The 16897-nt window shown below is 70.7% G+C and carries 15 protein-coding genes; 8 read left to right on the top strand and 7 right to left on the bottom strand.

Going from position 1 to position 16897, the window contains the following annotated elements:
- Positions 1-37: 37 nt before the first annotated feature.
- The gene (locus ACFU9P_RS32070) at positions 38-751 is read right to left on the bottom strand and encodes a nucleopolyhedrovirus P10 family protein (protein ID WP_384087666.1); all 714 of its coding nucleotides are present in this window, start codon (positions 749-751) and stop codon (positions 38-40) included.
- A gap of 95 nt (positions 752-846) precedes the next feature.
- Here ACFU9P_RS32070 and ACFU9P_RS32065 point away from each other — a divergent pair, with 95 nt between their 5' ends.
- The 5 genes from ACFU9P_RS32065 to amaP all read left to right on the top strand — a co-directional run bounded on the left by ACFU9P_RS32065 (position 847) and on the right by amaP (position 3323).
- The gene (locus ACFU9P_RS32065; RefSeq protein ID WP_376382575.1) at positions 847-1338 is read left to right on the top strand and encodes an Asp23/Gls24 family envelope stress response protein; all 492 of its coding nucleotides are present in this window, start codon (positions 847-849) and stop codon (positions 1336-1338) included.
- 87 nt (positions 1339-1425) lie between these two features.
- Positions 1426-1617 carry a hypothetical protein gene (locus ACFU9P_RS32060; protein ID WP_217309248.1) on the top strand — a complete coding sequence of 64 codons (192 nt, stop codon included), beginning with the start codon at positions 1426-1428 and terminating at the stop codon, positions 1615-1617.
- Positions 1618-1658: 41 nt separating this feature from the next.
- Positions 1659-2018 carry a hypothetical protein gene (locus ACFU9P_RS32055; RefSeq protein ID WP_376382655.1) on the top strand — a complete coding sequence of 120 codons (360 nt, stop codon included), beginning with the start codon at positions 1659-1661 and terminating at the stop codon, positions 2016-2018.
- Positions 2015-2740 (top strand): DUF6286 domain-containing protein, encoded by a 726-nt coding sequence (locus ACFU9P_RS32050; protein WP_384087662.1) that lies wholly within the window; start codon positions 2015-2017, stop codon positions 2738-2740. The genes ACFU9P_RS32055 and ACFU9P_RS32050 overlap by 4 nt, the downstream gene beginning before the upstream one ends.
- 4 nt (positions 2741-2744) lie before the next feature.
- The gene (gene amaP / locus ACFU9P_RS32045) at positions 2745-3323 is read left to right on the top strand and encodes an alkaline shock response membrane anchor protein AmaP (protein ID WP_384087659.1); all 579 of its coding nucleotides are present in this window, start codon (positions 2745-2747) and stop codon (positions 3321-3323) included.
- Between the two features lie 507 nt (positions 3324-3830).
- Here the strand turns inward: amaP and ACFU9P_RS32040 are convergent.
- From ACFU9P_RS32040 to ACFU9P_RS32020, 5 genes are all read right to left on the bottom strand, one after another.
- Positions 3831-4586 carry an SDR family oxidoreductase gene (locus ACFU9P_RS32040; RefSeq protein WP_384087656.1) on the bottom strand — a complete coding sequence of 252 codons (756 nt, stop codon included), beginning with the start codon at positions 4584-4586 and terminating at the stop codon, positions 3831-3833.
- 4 nt (positions 4587-4590) lie between these two features.
- Positions 4591-6498 carry a glycoside hydrolase family 15 protein gene (locus ACFU9P_RS32035; RefSeq protein WP_384087653.1) on the bottom strand — a complete coding sequence of 636 codons (1908 nt, stop codon included), beginning with the start codon at positions 6496-6498 and terminating at the stop codon, positions 4591-4593.
- A gap of 55 nt (positions 6499-6553) precedes the next feature.
- Complete coding sequence (locus ACFU9P_RS32030) at positions 6554-7360, bottom strand: SURF1 family protein (RefSeq protein ID WP_384087650.1); 807 nt, start codon at positions 7358-7360, stop codon at positions 6554-6556.
- A gap of 158 nt (positions 7361-7518) precedes the next feature.
- On the bottom strand, positions 7519-8583 hold the full coding sequence (locus ACFU9P_RS32025) for a DEDDh family exonuclease (RefSeq protein WP_376382565.1): 1065 nt from the start codon (positions 8581-8583) through the stop codon (positions 7519-7521).
- A 111-nt stretch (positions 8584-8694) separates the two neighbouring features.
- Positions 8695-11772, bottom strand: a complete 3078-nt coding sequence (locus ACFU9P_RS32020; protein WP_384087647.1) for an NACHT domain-containing protein — start codon at positions 11770-11772, stop codon at positions 8695-8697.
- A 127-nt stretch (positions 11773-11899) separates the two neighbouring features.
- Between ACFU9P_RS32020 and ACFU9P_RS32015 the strand changes: the two genes are divergently transcribed.
- Positions 11900-12799: a sterol desaturase family protein gene (locus ACFU9P_RS32015; RefSeq protein ID WP_384087644.1), complete on the top strand. Its 900-nt coding sequence runs from the start codon at positions 11900-11902 to the stop codon at positions 12797-12799.
- 21 nt (positions 12800-12820) lie between these two features.
- Here ACFU9P_RS32015 and ACFU9P_RS32010 read toward each other — a convergent pair whose 3' ends face one another.
- Positions 12821-14392, bottom strand: a complete 1572-nt coding sequence (locus tag ACFU9P_RS32010) for a S8 family serine peptidase (RefSeq protein ID WP_384087641.1) — start codon at positions 14390-14392, stop codon at positions 12821-12823.
- 247 nt (positions 14393-14639) lie between these two features.
- Between ACFU9P_RS32010 and ACFU9P_RS32005 the strand changes: the two genes are divergently transcribed.
- Both ACFU9P_RS32005 and ACFU9P_RS32000 read left to right on the top strand, forming a co-directional pair.
- Positions 14640-15035 carry a DUF485 domain-containing protein gene (locus ACFU9P_RS32005; protein ID WP_376382557.1) on the top strand — a complete coding sequence of 132 codons (396 nt, stop codon included), beginning with the start codon at positions 14640-14642 and terminating at the stop codon, positions 15033-15035.
- Between the two features lie 8 nt (positions 15036-15043).
- Positions 15044-16684: a cation acetate symporter gene (locus tag ACFU9P_RS32000; RefSeq protein ID WP_376382653.1), complete on the top strand. Its 1641-nt coding sequence runs from the start codon at positions 15044-15046 to the stop codon at positions 16682-16684.
- The last annotated feature ends 213 nt before the right edge of the window (positions 16685-16897 follow it).

The raw sequence follows: 16897 nt of genomic DNA, 5'->3' as shown, positions 1-16897 counted from the left end.
GGGCTCCGTACGGTCCGGTCCTGTACGGCCGGGTTCCTCAGGGCGAGACGCCCACCGCCGTGACCAGCACCGCCACCGACGGCCCGCCCGGCGCGGACGCGGCGACCTCCTTCCGTACCGCCCGGGCCACCTCCAGCGGATGGTGCCCCGCAGCCGTCGCCACCTCGACCAGGACATGCCCCGGCCGGTCGGCCGCCGGGCCGCTCAGCGTCCGGGTGAGACGCGCGACGCCGGGCACCGCGGCGGCCGCTTTGAGGGATTCGAGAGCCTCATCGGAAGCGGCCGCAGGTGGCTTCGCAGGTTCAGCCGTACGTTTCGGCGGCTTCGGCGGCGCGTCCAGCAGGGCCGTCACCCGCAGATCGACCTCCGCCACCCGCAGCCCCAGCCCCTCCGCCGCGCGCGCGGCCAGCACTGCGCGCAGCCGGCCGGCCACGGCGGGCAGCGGCTCGTCCGTCATGTCCGTGAACGCCTCGCCGAACTCCGCCTCGATCCGCAGTTCCCCGGGCGGCAGCGCGCTGGGCGGCGGCGGTACGGCGGGCCGCTCCGCCGCGGCCGGGTCGGCGAGCGACAGCCGTACCGTACCGAGCACCGTGCCCGGCAGCCCGGCCGCGGCCCGCCGCAGCTCGGCCACCGCCGCGCGTTCCGCCAGCCACGCGCCGTCCGCGGCGCCGCCCAGCGGAAGCAGTCTGCCCAGGCCGAGCAGCCGCCGTACCGCGGTCTGCCAGCCCTCCGAACCGCGCACAGTCGTCATTCCTCCAGCCTGCCGCATCCACGGCGCGGTACGGGGCAAGCGGACCTAGGCTGAGGAGCGGAGTCCCACCACCGCCCCGGAAGGGATGAATGGCGATGTCAGACACCACCCCTCGCAACCAGTCGGCGCCCTCCGCCAAGGAACTGCCGGGCGAGGACGGGCGGAAGCCGTCCGTCACCAAGCGCGGGGGAGGCGCTCCGGCGACCCGTGGCCGTACCACCATCGCCGATGGCGTGGTGGAGAAGATCGCCGGGCTCGCGGCCAGTGATGTGCTGGGTGTGCATGCCCTGGGCAGCGGTATCTCCCGTACGTTCGGCGCGGTACGGGAGCGGGTGCCCGGCACCACCAGATCCGTCAGCCGAGGCGTGAAGGCCGAGGTCGGCGAGGTGCAGACGGCGCTCGACCTGGAGATCGTCGTCGACTACGGCGTCTCGATCACCGAAGTGGCCGCCGCCGTGCGGGAGAACGTCATCTCGGCGGTCGAGCGGATGACGGGGCTTGAGGTCGTCGAGGTCAATATCGCGGTCAGTGACGTCAAGCTGCCCGACGAGGAAGATGAAGAGGAGCAGGACTCGCGGCTCCAGTAGGCCGCGGCTTCCGGCCGGCCGCCACGGCGGGGTCATCGTGGGGGCGCGGGAGCGGGAAGCGGCGCGGAGCGGGAAGAGGAGCGCACGATGAGCATGGCGGTGGTCGGCCTGTTGGCCGGTATGGCGCTCGGATTCGCCGGATACTTCGGTGGGTTCGGGGCCTTTGTGCTGGTGGCCGCGCTGGGCGCGATCGGCTTTGTGGTCGGGCGGATCGTCGACGGCGATCTGGAACCCGGCGACTTCTTCCGCAGCCGTGACCGCGACGACCGGCGGCGGTGACGTGGGTGGCCGGTGACGTGGTCGGCGGTACGGCCGACGGCATGGCCGGCGACGTCGCCGGTGACCGGGTCGCGGCGGGTGAGCGGGGGGCGACCACGATCGCCGACCGGGTCGTCGCGAAGATCGCCGCGCAGGCGGCGCGGGAGGCGCTCCCGGGCGTACCGGAAGGGGGCGCTCCGCCGCATGCCACGGTCACGGTGCAGCGCGGGGTCGCGTATGTACGGGTCGGGGTCGAGCTGGACTATCCGTCCGACATCGGGGGACAGTGCGGTGCGGTACGGCGCCGGATCGCGCAGCGGGTGCGGGCGCTGGCGGGGATGGATGTGCCGGAGGTGGTGGTGCGGGTGGACCGGCTGCACTCGGTCCAGGCGCGGTTGACGGCGTTGGGGAGGGTGCGATGAGCGATACGGGGCAGGGGCCGGGGCCGGGGGAGAAGGGGGCGGCCGGGCCGGAGCCGGTGAGTGGTTCTCCGGGCGAGCCGGAGGGGGGCGGCGGGCGGGGTGGTCTGCTCGCGCTGGACCAGTCGGACTCCGCGACCCGCTACGAGCCCCGGCCGACGCTCTCCCCCGAGGAGGACCACAGGGGCCGCCGCTTCTGGTCCGCGCGCCGTATCCCCGCGGCGCTCACCGCCCTGGTCGTGCTGGGGGCCACCGGGCTGCTGCTGTACGACGTCGCGGCGGTACGGGCAGGCCGGCCCGCGATGTCCTGGCGCCGCCGGCTCGCCGACGAACTGGCCAAGCAGTCGCTCGACGGGACCTGGGTCCTGGTCGCCGCGTGCGTCGCGATGGCGCTCGGGCTCTGGCTGATCGTGCTGGCCCTCACCCCGGGGCTGCGCCGACTGCTGCCGATGCGCCGGGACGTCACGGACGTACGGGCCGGGATCGACCGGGACGCCGCCGCGCTGGCGCTGCGCGACCGGGCCATGGAGGTCTCCGGGGTGCAGTCCGCGCGGGTACGGGTGGGCCGCTCCCGGGTGACGGCGCGCGCCCTCTCCCACTTCCGTGAACTCGACGCGGTACGGGCCGACTTGGACGAGGTGCTGGCCACCGGCATCGGCGAACTGGGCCTGGCGAGGCCGCCGGTGCTGACGGTACGGGTGCGCAGGCCGGTGAAGAAGGGGTGACGGGATGATCCGGGTGGTGAACCGCGTACTGCTGGCGCTGATCGGCCTGGCGCTGCTGTGCGCGGGGGGTGCGGTGCTCGCGCGGGGGCTGGGGTGGGCGGTGCCGGCGTGGTGGCCGTACCACAGCCCGCACGATGTCCTGCTGAGCCATGCGAACCGCGGACGGTACCGGAGCGACGCCTGGTTCTGGCCGATCGTCATCGGGGTCCTGGCGGTGCTGGTGGTCCTGGCGGTGTGGTGGCTGCTGTCCCAACTGCGGCGGGCGCGGCTGGCGGAGGTGCTGGTCGACAGCGGCGACGGGCAGGGCGCGCTGTTGCGGGGGCGCGCGCTGGAGAGTGTCCTGGCGGACGAGGCGGAGTCCCTGGACGGCGTGGCGCGCGCCAACGTCCGCCTGACGGGGCGGCGTTCGGCGCCGTCGGCGCGGATCCGGCTGCTGCTGGAGCCGCATGCGTCGCCGTCGGAGTCGCTGAACCGTCTGGCGACGGAGACGTTGGCGCGCGCGAAGGAGTCGTCGGGGCTGTCGGCGCTCCCGGCGGAGGTCCGCCTACGCGCAGCGCGCCACACCCCGGAACGAGTCACCTGACGCGGTCCCCGGCCCCGGCGGAGGGCCGCTGCGCGGGCCCGAAACCGGGGCGCTGCCCCCGCCCCTGCGGGCCTGCCGCTGCGCGGGCTTTTCCCCTACCCCGCCCCTTCCCGAAACCGGGGCTCCGCCCCGGACCCCCACCAAGAGGACCCTACCCCCGACCACCTTTGTCTGCCGCTACGCGGAGGCAAAGCGGGGCGCAGCCCCGAACGCGGGGCTGCGCCCCGGACCCCACTGGGGGCGCTGCCCCCGGACCCGGACCCGGGGCCGTACCCGCTGAGCCGCCGGGGCGGCGCCACCTGGGTCGCGGTGCGGGGCTTCCCGACACCCGGGGCTTTGCCCCTGGCCGGCACGTGCCGCCTGGTCGAGTACCGGGGCGGAGCCCCGTACTCCCGGGGTCCGGGGCAGCGCCCCGGTTCGGGGAGGGGCGGGGTGGGGGAATGCCCCGCGCAGCGGCGGGGCCGGGGCTCGGCCCCGGGTTCGGGGAAAAGCCCGCAGTGGGGCCGGTCAGAAGCCGTGGCGGGCGCCGCCGTCTATCGGGAGCATGATGCCCGTCAGGTACGACGCCGCCGGCGACAGCAGAAACGCCGCCGTCCTCCCGAACTCCTCCGCCCGCCCATACCTCCGCATCGGTATCCGCGCACTCGCCACCGCCCGCGCCCCCTCCGCGTCCCCCGACAGCGCGTCCAGCTCGCGCACGCGGTCCGTGTCGATGCGGTACGGCAGCAGCCCCAGCACCCTGATCCCGCGCGGACCCAGCTCGTACGCGAGGGACTTCGCGAAGCCCGCCAGCCCCGGCCGCAGGCCGTTCGAGATCGTCAGGCCCGGGATCGTCTCGTGGACCGAGGCCGACAGGACGAAGCCGATGACACCCCCGTCACCCAGTTCCGCCGCTGCCTCGCGCGCCAGCCGTACCGCCCCGAGGAAGACCGACTCGAACGACTCCCGCCACTGCTCGTCCGTATTGGCCGTGGGCGACCCCGGCGGCGGGCCCCCGACACTGATCAGGATGCCGTCGAAGCCCCCGAACTCCTGGCGCGCCGCCGAGATCAGACGCTCCGCCAGGTCCGGGTCCGCGTTGTCCCCCGCCACCCCGTACGCGCCGGGGCCTATCGCCGCCACGGCCTTCGCGACGTTCTTCTCGTCCCGCCCGGAGACGACGACCTTCGCGCCGTCCGCCACCAGCGCCTCCGCGCTCGCGCGGCCCAGCCCCCGCGACGCACCCGTTATGACATAGACACGGTCTTTCAGCCCAAGATCCATGGGCCTATCCTGCCGTGCACTCCCCGGCCAGCCTCAGGGCGGTCGTCACAAGTCCGATATGGCTGAACGCCTGGGGAAAGTTGCCCAGGTGGCGACGCGTCACCGGGTCGTACTCCTCGGAGAGCAGCCCCACGTCGTTGCGGAGCGCGAGCAGCCGCTCGAACAGTTCCCGTGCCTCCTCCGTACGCCCCGTCATGTGCAGCGCGTCGGCCAGCCAGAACGAACAGGCCAGGAACGCCCCTTCCTCGCCCGGCAGCCCGTCCACCTCCACGAGCCCGTCCACGCCCCCGAGCGCATCCGCGCCGGCCGCGCCGCTGTACCGGCGCAGCAGACCGCCGTGCCCCAGCTCCGCCCGTACCGCGTCGACCGTACCGATCACCCGCGGATCGTCCGGCGGCAGAAACCCCACCCGCGGAATGAGCAGCGTCGCCGCGTCCAGCTCGGCGGAACCGTACGACTGCGTGAAGGTGTTGCGCGCCGGGTCGTACCCCCGGTCGCACACCTCCCGGTGCACCTCGTCCCGCATCGCCCGCCACCGCCCCGCGTCCCCGATGAGCCGCGGGTCGCTGTCCAGCGTCTTCGCGGCCCGGTCGGCGGCGACCCACGCCATCACCTTGGAGTGCACGAAGTGTCGGCGCGGCCCCCGTACCTCCCACAGCCCCTCGTCCGGCTCGCGCCACTTCGACTCCAGGAAGTCCAGCAGCGTCGTCTCCAGCCGCCAGGCGTGCGGTTTCGGCGGAAGACCGGCCTGCCGCACCAGATGGAGCGAGTCGATGACCTCCCCGTACACATCGAGCTGGAGCTGGTCGACCGCGCTGTTGCCGGTACGGACCGGGGCGGAGCGCGCGTACCCGCTCAGCCAGGGCAGCTCGCTCTCCGGCAGCCGCCGTTCGCCCGCCAGCCCGTACATGATCTGAAGGTCGGCCGGATCGCCGGCGACCGCGCGCAGCAGCCAGTCCCGCCAGGCCGCCGCCTCCTCCAGATACCCCGCCGACAGCAGCGCGCCCAGCGTCAGGGTCGAGTCGCGCAGCCAGCAGTAGCGGTAGTCCCAGTTGCGCACACCGCCCAGGTCCTCCGGCAGCGAGGTGGTCGCCGCGGCGACGATGCCGCCCGTCGGACCGTACGTCAGCGCCTTGAGCGTGATGAGGGAGCGCATGACGGCGGCTCGGTACGGACCGCCGTACCGGCAGCGCGCCGCCCACGCCGCCCAGTCGTCCAGGCACTGCGCCAGCGATTCGAACGGGTCGGCGCGCGGCGGGCGCTGCTCGTGCGAGGGGTGCCAGGTGAGTACGAAGGCGACCCGCTCGCCCGCGGCGACGGTGAACGACGAGCGGGTACTGAAGTGCTGCCCCCAGGTTCTGACCTCGGGCTCGCTGCGCAGCCATACGGAGTCCGGGCCCGCGATCGCCAGCCGGTGGCCCTCCGCGCGCCGCATCCAGGGCACGACGGAACCGAAGTCGAAGCGCAGCCGCACCGTGCCGCTCATCTCGACCGAGCCGCTGACGCCCTCGATGATCCGGACGACGTCGGGGGCGAGATCGCGCTGCGGCATGAAGTCGATGACCTTGACCGTGCCGGCGCCGGTCTCCCACACGGATTCAAGGACCAGCGTCTCGCCGAGATAGCCACGCCGGGTGCAGTTCCCCGCGCCCGTGGGAGCGATCCGCCAGTGGCCGTTCTCCTCGGTGCCGAGCAGCGCGGCGAAGCAGGCCGCCGAGTCGAAGCGGGGGAGGCACAGCCAGTCGATGGAGCCGTTCCTGCCGACCAGGGCGGCGGTCTGGAGATCGCCGATGAGCGCGTAGTCCTCGATGCGTTGCGTGGTCACGCCAGGGCTGTTCCCGAAGCGCCGGAGCGCTAAGCAGGGCGGCGGGGCGGGGGCGGGGGAGAGGCACGGGGCGCGGGGGGTGATCATCGGGTGGCCCGATGGTCTTACTACCGTACGGTCGGGCTGTCCGGCCGTCGGACCATCAGGCGGTCGCGGGCGCGCGCTCCGGCTCGGATCCGGCCCCGGACTCCTCACGCCGGGCCGCCGCGTCCCGGTCGCGCTTCTCACGCCGTACGAGAATCACCCAGCCGACGGGTACGGCGGCGGCGAACAGCCACCACTGAACGGCGTACGCCATGTGCGGCCCGATCGAACTGTCGTCCGGCGTCGGGATCTGCTCGGGGGAGCCGCCGGCCGGTACGGGAGCGGTCAGCTCGACATAGCCGCCGAGGACGGAACGGCCCAGGGCCTTCTGCTGCCGCTCGCTGTTGATCAGCATCACCTGGCGCGGCGGCAGATCCTGTACGTCCCTGATCCCGGTGACCGCCGCCGTCTCGTCGGCCTTCAGCCGGCCGGTGACGGTGACCTCGCCCTTGGGCGCGGCCGGAATGTCGGGGAAGGCGTGCTGGTCGCCGGGGGAGGGGATCCACCCGCGGTTGACGATGACGGCCCGCCCGTCGCTCATGATCAGCGGGGTGAGGACGTGATAGCCGACCTGGTCGTCGGCGGAGGTCCTGCGGCGTACGACGACCTCGTGCGCGGTGTCGAAGCGGCCGGTGGCGGTGACCGTACGCCAGTAGTCCGCGCGCGGGACGGTGTGCCCGGGGGAGGTCAGCTCGGTGACCGGGACGGGCTTCGCCTTGAGGTTGTCCGCGATCAGGGAGTTCTGGGCGACCCGGTGCTCGTGCCGGTGAAGCTGCCAGAAGCCCAACTCGATCATCGCGGGGATGAGGGCGAGCGCGAGCAGGGTGAGGATCACCCACTGCCGGGACAACAGGAAGCGGTACACGCCATCGACCGTACCCGGCGGCCGGTGGCCGCCGGACGGCGGGTCGGTTGTGGACGATCCGGACAGGGGACAGGGGACAGGGGACAGGGGACAGGGGACAGGCGGCGGGGCGGCGGGGCGGCGGGGCGCCGGGCGGGTCACGGGCGGGTCGCGCCCGGTCACCCGTCCGCGGACGCGGGTACGGACGCGGGTACGGACTCCGGCGCGGCGGCTCGTACGGCATCGGGCGCGGCGGCCGGCGCGGGCACCGAGCCGCGCGCCGGGGCCACGTCCCGCAGCAACTGCGTGAAGGCCGCCTCGTCCATCACCGGCGTACCGAACGACGCCGCCTTGACCGTCTTGGACGTCGAGGACTCCGGGTCATTGGTCACCAGCAGACTGGTCAGCCGCGACACACTCGTCGCCACATGCAGCCCCGCCTCGATCGCCCGGTCCTCCAGCAGCTCCCGGTCGACCGAGGTGTCGCCCGAGAACGCCACCCGCATCCCCTGCACCAGCGCCCCGCCCGGCTCGTACCGCCCGGGGTTCGGATACGGACAGGCGGGCCGCTTGCGCGAGGGGCGCCAGCTCGTCGGCCGGTACGCAGGCTGATAGCCGACCCGGGGCCGCGCCGGGGCGTCCGCCCACTCGGTGAGCGGCCGGCACTCCAGCAGCGGCAGCCGTACGCCGTCGCGCGCGGCGGTGTGCAGGCTCGGCCGGAACGCCTCGGCCAGCACGCGCGCGTCGTCGAGCGCGTGGTGCGCCCGCCGCTGTACGACACCGAAGTGCGCGGCGAGCGTCTCCAGCTTGTGATTGGGCAGGGGCAGACCCAGCTCCTTGGAGAGCGCGATGGTGCACAGCCGCTGCCGGGTGGGCGCGGCCCGGCCCGCGCGCGCGTACTCCCGGGCGATCATCGACCAGTCGAAGATCGCGTTGTGCGCCACGAGCACCCGCCCGTCGAGCCGCTCGGCCAGCTCCCCGGCGACGTCGGGGAAGAGCGGGGCCTCCGCCAGCACCTCACTCGTCAGCCCATGGATCCATACGGGCCCCGGATCGCGCTCCGGGTTGACCAGCGTGTACCAGTGATCCTCGACCTCGCCCCGCGCGTCCAGACGATAGACGGCAGCGGACACTATCCGGTCGTCGCGTGCGAGTCCGGTGGTCTCCACGTCGACGACCGCGTACCCCTGGGGGTAGGCGGCCGGCCATGTCGCTGAGGTCGTCAGGTCGTCGAGCATGGTCACAGAGAATACGTCCCGCCACCGACAAACCTGACGCCCGGTCGGTCCGTCGCACTGGAACCCGCCACCCCGTCAAGCCCCTTCCGTAGATGGCGAAAGGAGCTGCCGGGGGCTCTAACCTCCTCGGATGATGCGGTCGGGCGGGAAGAGGTCTTCCCCGGTGACAGGGGTGTCGTCGTCCGTGAGTGTGATGGTCAGATTCCCAAGGTCGGCCAGCGGACTCAGATCGAGGGGAGGTCCTGTCTGCGCACATGAAGAAAGGTGGAGGGAGGCGAGCTTGGGCAGGTCACGGAGTGGGCCGAGCCCATCCGGAATTTCGCACTCCCACAAATAGAGCATCTCTAGACTGGTGAGATGGCTGATCTGTCGGAGGTCGAGCCGGTGCTGGTGCTGGAGTTGCAGGGCTTCCAGTCCCATGAGAGAGGAATGCTCGCTGAGCTGACGGATCTGAGTCGTGCCGGATAGCGTGAGGAATTGAAGCCCGGGCCAGCATTCTATGCCTTCTAGATTCACATAGCTCGCTTGGCGAAAGAGGGAAAGGCGCGTGAGCTGCGGCCCCATCGGCAGCTCGCCCACGCTCTCGACGAGCAGAGGGAAGGAGAACGTGACGTCCCGAAGGTTCGGCATGTCACGAAGTGCTTCCAGCGAGATGTCATGGTGCACGTCGTACAGAAAGATGTACGTGGTTCCGAGAACGGTCAGCGGGGTCAGGTCTCGTACCGCGGGGCTGCGTCCGAGGGAGAACTCCGGAAGGCGCGGAAGAGACGCGAGGGCGGACAGATCGGTAAGCGCGTCATTGTCGATGAGAGAGATTTCCTCTGGACTCTCCAGCGCGAGCAGAGGTGTGAGATCCGTGTGATCACCATTGATCTCCACTCGGCGAGCTTTGGGGATGTGTCGCAATGCCCGAAGCTGCTCCGGGGTCCGTACGCGGAGGTAGGTCTTCCGCCAGTCCTGCGCGGACAGGACGGCCTCGGCATACGTCTCGCTCTTGAACGAGCCCCATGCGTTGGATATCTGTTCCGCGACCATGGGGCGCGCGTCCTCGCGAAAACGCGATATTGCCTCGAAAGCCGCATCCCCCTTGGCGAGCGCCGCTGTTCGCACCACCGCCGCCGCGGTGCGCTCATCCAGCCCCGCCGGGCCCGGCAGCAGTTCAAGCACCAATTCGCCCGCCTTCGCCAACTCCTCTGCCTCCTGGAGACTTCGCGGCGGGATCAGTTCCGCCGTCCGGGCCTCCACCTCTCCCCGTACCTCCGGATCCAGCTCCGGTGCGTGCTCCAGACACGCCGCCGCCACCAGGACCAGCCGGTGCCGCAGCCTTGGCGCGCGGTCGGCCCGACGTAGCAACCGCTTCAGCAGCCGCGCCCGTTCGTCCGGTCGTGCGTGGCCCACCGCCATCCGCACCACGTCGTCCCACTGGTCGTCATGCGCGTTCTGGGCCAGCACGCCGAAGTCGCGGCTCTCGACCGCCGCCTTCGCGCCCAGGTAGTCCTGGAAGGTCCGGTGGACGAAGTCGACCGCGCCCGGCATCGGTTCGCGCAGCAGACCGCTGCGGATCAGCAGATGGGCGAAGACCTGTTCCGCGTCGCCCTCCACCTGAGGCATGGCGGCGAGCCACTCGCCGACCATCTCCACGGCTTCCTCGCGCACCGCCTCCACCTGCCCGTTGCGGATCAGCCAGTACGCGAGCCGTTGCAGTAACGCCGTTTGCTCGTCCCGGGTCAGGTTCACGCCCTCGACGCTGACGATCTCCCGCTCGGTGTCCCGGCGTACGAGCAGCATCTCCAGGGCCGCGTCGTACAGCTCCTTCCTGGCTCGGGGCAGTTGCATCCTGCGGTCCCGGTTCAGGGCGCACAGCAGGGCACACATCAGCGGGTTCGTCGCCAGCCGTCCGAGGTCCCGGCGGGTCATCACCGCCTGTAGGAGGGACTTCTCGTACGTATCGAGCTGGGCCCGTTCGGCGTCGGTGACGCACTCCAGCCGTGCCGCACCGTGCCAGTGGCCCACGAACGACTTGATGTCGTCGCGTTCCATTGGCAGCAGCGAATGCGGAACGAAACCCTGCCCCGACAGCCAGTCCTCCGGCACCGCCGACGGCCGGGTCGTCACCACGTAACGGGCCTGTGGATAAGCCGCGACCAGGGACTTCAGCCACGTTTCCGTACGGGCCCTCAGCCGCGTCGGAACTTCGTCCACACCGTCGACGAGGACCAGCGCCCGCCCCTCCGTAAGGAGGTTCTCCGCCCACCCGGCCGGCGCGGTCAGCGGCACGCCGGAGGCCCGCAGGAAGTCCTCCGGCATCGGCAGTGACTCCGATGCCGTGAACGCGCGCAGGCGCAGGACGAAGGGCACGCACCGGTTCCAGTCGGCGAGTTCGGGATGGAAGCTGCGCCGGGCCGCGTTCAGCGCGAGCCACTGCACCAGCGTGCTCTTGCCCGAGCCTGCCGGGCCGCGCAGCAGTAATCGGTCCGTGGTCGTCAGCGCCTGTTCGGCGGTGACGGTCGTGGGGCCCGTGCGCGGGAGCCCGAGCCCCCTGCGCTCGCCGCTCACCGACAGACTGATGTACGCCGTGTCCAGCGGCCAGTCCCGTCTCGACCGGCCCAGCGTCAGCCCGAACAGCTCCAGCCGCCCATGGGTACGGGCCACATACTCGCCGTACCGCTCCTCGAACGTGAGCGCCGCCGCGTCCGGTCGCGGCCCCACCCGCTCCCGTACGTCCTCGATCAGCTCATGCGTCCGGCTCGTCGCCCTGGTCTGCTCGACCGCCGCGCGCGCGGCGAACGAGGGCTGTGACGTGAGCTGTTCCACCACATGCGCGCAGCACAGGCCGAGCAGCTCCTCGTACAGGTCCCCGGCGGGACCGGGATGCGGTGTGCGTAACTCCGCCGCCAGCCGCGCCGGATCCAGGTCCAGGGCGAATAGTCGCTCGGGCGTCAGTTCGCCCGCCGCCGCGAAGGAGGACCGTACGGCTTCGAGGGCTGCCAGGCGCTCGTTCTCCGGCAACCGCGTGTACGAATCCTTCAGCCTGCCCGCGAGCACCTTCGCCAGCCGGTCCGGTGACGCCGGTTTCGGCAGCGGGCGTACGGGAGAGGCCACGAGGCCCGCGCCCGGCTTCGGCAGGAGCACCGACTTGGCGACCGCGCCGACGACCGTACCCGCGAGACGCGCCACGACAACTTCCAGGCTCACTGAGACCGTTCCTCCCCCGACGACGGCTCGTCGGCAACGCGGTCTGACAGGATCCCACGGCACGGCTCTCATACTTGTCGGTAACAACATCTAGCCCGGCGCCCGCGCCCGCCTCTACCGTGCTCGCATGCCGTCGAACCTGCCCGATGTCGTGCTGTGGTCGATACCCGCGTTCGTGCTGCTCACCGTCGTGGAGATGGTGAGTTACCGGTTCCATCCCGATGAGGACGCCGAAGGGTACGCGGTCAAGGACAGCGTCACCAGTGTCACCATGGGGCTCGGCAGTCTGGTCTTCGATCTGCTGTGGAAGCTGCCGATCGTCGCGGTCTATACGGCGGTCTACGCGCTGACCCCGCTGCGGGTGCCGGTGGTGTGGTGGACCGTTCCGCTGATGCTGCTCGCACAGGACTTCTTTTACTACTGGTCGCACCGCGGGCATCATGTCGTGCGGATCCTGTGGGCCTGCCATGTGGTCCACCACTCCAGCCGCAAGTTCAATCTGACGACGGCGCTGCGCCAGCCCTGGACCTCGCTGACGGTATGGCCGTTCTACGTTCCGCTCATCGCGTGCGGGGTGCATCCGGCGGCGCTGGCGTTCTGCTCGTCCGCGAATCTCGTCTACCAGTTCTGGGTGCACACCGAGCGGATCGACAAGCTGCCGCGGGCGTTCGAATACGTACTGAACACGCCGTCCCACCACCGGGTGCACCACGCGTCCCAAGGGGGCTATCTGGACCGGAACTTCGGAGGGATCCTGATCGTCTGGGACCGGCTGTTCGGATCGTTCGTGGCCGAGACCGAGCGGCCCGTCTACGGGCTCACCAAGAACATCGGGACGTACAACCCGCTGCGGGTCGCCACCCATGAGTACGCGGCCATCGCCCGCGATGTACGGGCCGCGCGCGGCTGGCGGGAGCGGGTCGGGCATGTGGTGCGCGGGCCCGGCTGGCAGCCCGTACGAGCCGTGCCGGCGCCGCTCACGACGGAGACGAACGCGGGCCGCCCCGGAGGACGGCCCGCGCGATGATGTGACGGTGGTGCGTAATGCCTACTTGCGCACCGCGTCCAGGGCGTCGACCAGACCGGCCCCGTAGAAGCTGTTGTACTGCTTGCCGCCCTCGCAGACGGCGTCGACGGTGCCGTCACCGTCGATGTCGTACGGCGTCGTGCAGGGCACATCGTCCGCCTGCGCGGTCAGCAGTGCCTTGATGAGCGCCGGCGAGGCGTGCGGGTGCGTCGACTTGAGGAGCGCGGCGACACCCGCGACATGCGGGGAGGCCATCGACGTACCGGCCATGTAGCCCCAGTTGCCGCCGGGCAGCGGGCCGAGGATCAGACCGCTGGTGGCCGGCGGGGCCGGGGTCTGGTAGCGGGTCGAGTCGCCGCCCGGGGCCGCGATGTCGATGACGCCGTAACCGTGGTTGGAGAACGAGGACTTCAGGCCCTTGGCGCCGGTGGAGGCGACAGTGACCACACCCGGCAGCTGGGTCGGGATGTCGAAGCACTCGGACGGGTCGATGACCCGCTCGCCCGGGGTGGAGTCGTTCGGGCTGACCGGGTCGGTGATCGAGTCGGCCGCGAGGTCGTAGTTCTCGTTGCCCGCCGCGGCCACATTGACCGTGCCCTTGCTCTCGGCGTACCGCGTGGCGCGGGTGATCGCCTCGACGAGGGCCTTCTGGTCCGGGTCGTTCTTGCAGTTGAAGTACCACGGGTCGGTGTAATAGCTGTTGTTCGTCACATCGACACCGTGCTCGGCGGCCCAGATGAAGCCGCACACGACGGCCTCGGTGTAGAAGAAGCCGGCCGTCGTGGAGACCTTGATGCCGGACACCTTCACACCCGGCGCGACACCGGTGACGCCCACGCCGTTCTTGGCGGCGGCGATCTCACCTGCGACATGGGTGCCGTGGGGGCTCTCCTCGGCACTCGGACGCCAGGCGCCGTCCGTCGTGTCGGGCTTGCCGCTCACGCAGTTGACCGACGCGCTGCGGTCGAAGTTCGGCGCGATGTCCGGGTGCGTGTCATCGACACCGGTGTCGATGACAGCGACAGTGACGTTCCTGCTGCCGAGGGTCTTCTCGTGTGCCTTGTCCGCCTTGATGGCGGGCAGGTCCCACTGCAACGGCTCCAGCGGGTCCTGAGCGAGGGGCGCCCCGCCCTTGGCCGTCCGCGCCGCGTTCGCCTTCTTCGCGGAGTCGGCCGCGAGCGCGACCTCCTCGGCGGTGAGGGCACGGGGCGTACCGACGTCCGTGGTGGACTGCGCGGGCAGCGGTGCGGTGCGGGTGGCACCGGCCGATTCGACGCCCTTCACCTTGCGTATCGCCTGGGCGAAGCCCGGGTTCTGCGAGGTGACGACGATGACACCTATCTGGTCATAGCTGGTGACCACAGTGCCGCCGGCCCGGTCGATCGCCTTCTCGACCGACTTGACGGTGGAGTGTCCACCACGGGTGTTGACGACGTACGACAGCTTCGGGCCGTCCGTGGCGACCGCGTCGGAGCCGCCGCCGGCCGGTGCGGCCGTGGCCGCGGTGGCAGGCAGGAAACCGAGCGAGACGGTGAGCGCCAGACCTACGGGCAGCGCGAGTACGCGCTGCCGTCTGGATCCCAGATGAGCCATGGGTTCTCCACATCATCCGTGAGACCGTCCCCGCGCAGGCTTGCGCGTAGACGGGTACATGACGAGCGAAGTTATCGCTGATCATTGGTGCTGTTCAATCACTTCTGAATCATTTCCAGAACAAAAAGAGCGGTGTTGAACCGCTTCGCCATGCCTCCCGTGCCGTTGTCAGGGGGACGAGTGACAATCCGCCCTCCGAGAGGTCCCCATGGCCAACCCGACCGCACCCGCGTCACGAGGAGATTCCGTGGCTACCGATGCACCGCCGCCCGAGGGCGGTACGGACACCAGCCCAGCCCCGTCCACAGCGGACGGGCCCACGACGGCCCAGCCCACGACGGCCCAGTTCGTCGAGGTGCAGGAGAGCGAGGAGTTCGGCGAACTGCGCCGTACGTACCGCTCCTTCGCCTTCCCGCTGACCATCGCCTTCATCGCCTGGTACCTGCTGTACGTCCTGCTGTCCAACTACGCGGGCGGCTTCATGGGCACCAAGCTCTTCGGCAACATCAATGTCGCGCTGGTCCTCGGCCTGGCGCAGTTCGCCACCACGTTCCTCATCGCCTGGTACTACGCCCGGCACGCCTCCCGCAAGCTCGACCCGAAGGCGGATGCCATCAAGTCCCGTATGGAGGCGGACGCGTGAGCCACTCGATCCAGCTACTCAGCCAGCCCGCCCCGCTCCAGCTCGCCGCCGCCTCGGACGCCAGCGAGCACCGGCCGCTGATCATCACCCTCTTCGGGCTCTTCGTCGCCGCGACCCTGATCATCACCGTCTGGGCCGGCCGGCAGACCAAGAACGCGTCCGACTTCTACGCGGGCGGACGGCAGTTCTCCGGTTTCCAGAACGGACTCGCGGTCTCCGGCGACTACATGTCCGCCGCCTCCTTCCTCGGTATCGCCGGCGCCATCGCCCTCTTCGGCTACGACGGCTTCCTCTACTCCATCGGCTTCCTGGTCGCCTGGCTGGTGGCGCTGCTGCTCGTCGCCGAACCGCTGCGCAACTCCGGCCGTTACACCATGGGTGACGTCCTCGCGTACCGGATGCGCCAGCGGCCCGTCCGTACCGCGGCCGGCACCTCGACCATCGTCGTCTCGATCTTCTATCTGCTGGCGCAGATGGCCGGCGCGGGCGTGCTGGTCTCGCTGCTGCTCGGTATCACCAGCGACGCCGGGAAGATCGCCATCGTCGCGCTGGTCGGTCTGCTGATGATCGTGTACGTCACCATCGGCGGCATGAAGGGCACCACCTGGGTGCAGATGGTCAAGGCCGTCCTGCTGATCGCGGGCACTCTGCTCATCACCTTCCTGATCCTGCTGAAGTTCAACTTCAACCTCTCGGACCTGCTGGGCACGGCGGCGAGCAACAGCGGGAAGGGAGCCGCCTTCCTGGAGCCCGGCCTCAAGTACGGTGCCACCGCCACCTCGAAGCTGGACTTCATCTCCCTCGGCATCGCGCTGGTCCTCGGTACGGCGGGACTGCCGCACATCCTGATCCGCTTCTACACCGTGCCCACCGCCAAGGCCGCCCGCAAGTCGGTGATCTGGGCCATCGGGATCATCGGAGCGTTCTATCTGATGACGATCGTGCTCGGCTTCGGCGCCGCGGCGCTGCTCAAGCAGGACGACATCATCGCCTCCAACAAGGCGGGCAATACGGCCGCTCCGCTGGCCGCCCTGGAAATCGGCGGCGGCGCCGGCTCGACCGGGGGAGCGATCCTGCTGGCCGTGATCTCGGCGGTCGCCTTCGCCACCATCCTCGCGGTGGTCGCCGGACTGACCCTGGCGTCCTCGTCGTCGTTCGCGCACGACATCTACGCCAATGTCATCCGGAAGGGCCAGGCGAGCGAGAAGGAGGAGGTCCGCGCGGCCCGTTGGGCGACCGTCGCCATCGGCGTGGTCTCCATCGCGCTCGGGGCGCTCGCCCGCGATCTGAATGTGGCCGGTCTGGTCGCGCTCGCCTTCGCGGTGGCCGCCTCGGCCAATCTGCCGACCATCCTCTACAGCCTGTTCTGGAAGCGGTTCACCACACAGGGAGCCCTCTGGTCGATCTACGGAGGCCTGTCGTCGTCCGTGCTGCTGGTGCTGTTCTCGCCGGTCGTCTCGGGCAAGGCGACGTCGATGTTCCCCGATGCCGACTTCCACTTCTTCCCGCTGGAGAACCCGGGGCTGATCTCGATCCCGCTGGGCTTCCTGCTCGGCTGGCTGGGCACCGTGCTGTCCAAGGAGGAGCCGGACCAGGGGAAGTACGCGGAGCTGGAGGTCAAGTCCCTCACCGGCACCGGGGCCCACTGAGCGGGCGGGGCGAGTTCCTGACCGTACGGGCGGGTCACGCTGATCGTACGGGCGGGTCAAGCGCCCCTTACGGAGCACCCTTTCGCGGCCGCGTCGTAGAGCCTTACGAAATGGGCGCGCAGTTTCGTGCAGTTTCCCAAAATTTCCCCGCCACGCCCTGGAGGAAACGTCCCCCCTGGATTTGTAAGGGGCTTAAGTGGGTTCAAGAGGGTC

Source organism: Streptomyces sp. NPDC057617, assembly GCF_042800555.1.
GTDB lineage: Bacteria > Actinomycetota > Actinomycetes > Streptomycetales > Streptomycetaceae > Streptomyces.
Note: the sequence above shows the minus strand (reverse complement) of the source record. Positions and strands in the feature narration are given on the sequence as shown.

What these genes read in the sequence shown, in the direction of transcription:
- ACFU9P_RS32060 (WP_217309248.1), top strand. Translation starts at nt 1,426, where the DNA reads ATGAGCATGGCGGTGGTCGGCCTGTTGGCCGGTATGGCGCTCGGATTC.
- ACFU9P_RS32065 (WP_376382575.1), top strand. Translation starts at nt 847, where the DNA reads ATGTCAGACACCACCCCTCGCAACCAGTCGGCGCCCTCCGCCAAGGAA.
- ACFU9P_RS32035 (WP_384087653.1), bottom strand. Translation starts at nt 6,498, where the DNA reads ATGATCACCCCCCGCGCCCCGTGCCTCTCCCCCGCCCCCGCCCCGCCG.
- ACFU9P_RS32055 (WP_376382655.1), top strand. Translation starts at nt 1,659, where the DNA reads ATGGCCGGCGACGTCGCCGGTGACCGGGTCGCGGCGGGTGAGCGGGGG.
- ACFU9P_RS32050 (WP_384087662.1), top strand. Translation starts at nt 2,015, where the DNA reads ATGAGCGATACGGGGCAGGGGCCGGGGCCGGGGGAGAAGGGGGCGGCC.
- ACFU9P_RS32010 (WP_384087641.1), bottom strand. Translation starts at nt 14,392, where the DNA reads ATGGCTCATCTGGGATCCAGACGGCAGCGCGTACTCGCGCTGCCCGTA.
- ACFU9P_RS32015 (WP_384087644.1), top strand. Translation starts at nt 11,900, where the DNA reads ATGCCGTCGAACCTGCCCGATGTCGTGCTGTGGTCGATACCCGCGTTC.
- amaP (WP_384087659.1), top strand. Translation starts at nt 2,745, where the DNA reads ATGATCCGGGTGGTGAACCGCGTACTGCTGGCGCTGATCGGCCTGGCG.
- ACFU9P_RS32070 (WP_384087666.1), bottom strand. Translation starts at nt 751, where the DNA reads ATGACGACTGTGCGCGGTTCGGAGGGCTGGCAGACCGCGGTACGGCGG.
- ACFU9P_RS32040 (WP_384087656.1), bottom strand. Translation starts at nt 4,586, where the DNA reads ATGGATCTTGGGCTGAAAGACCGTGTCTATGTCATAACGGGTGCGTCG.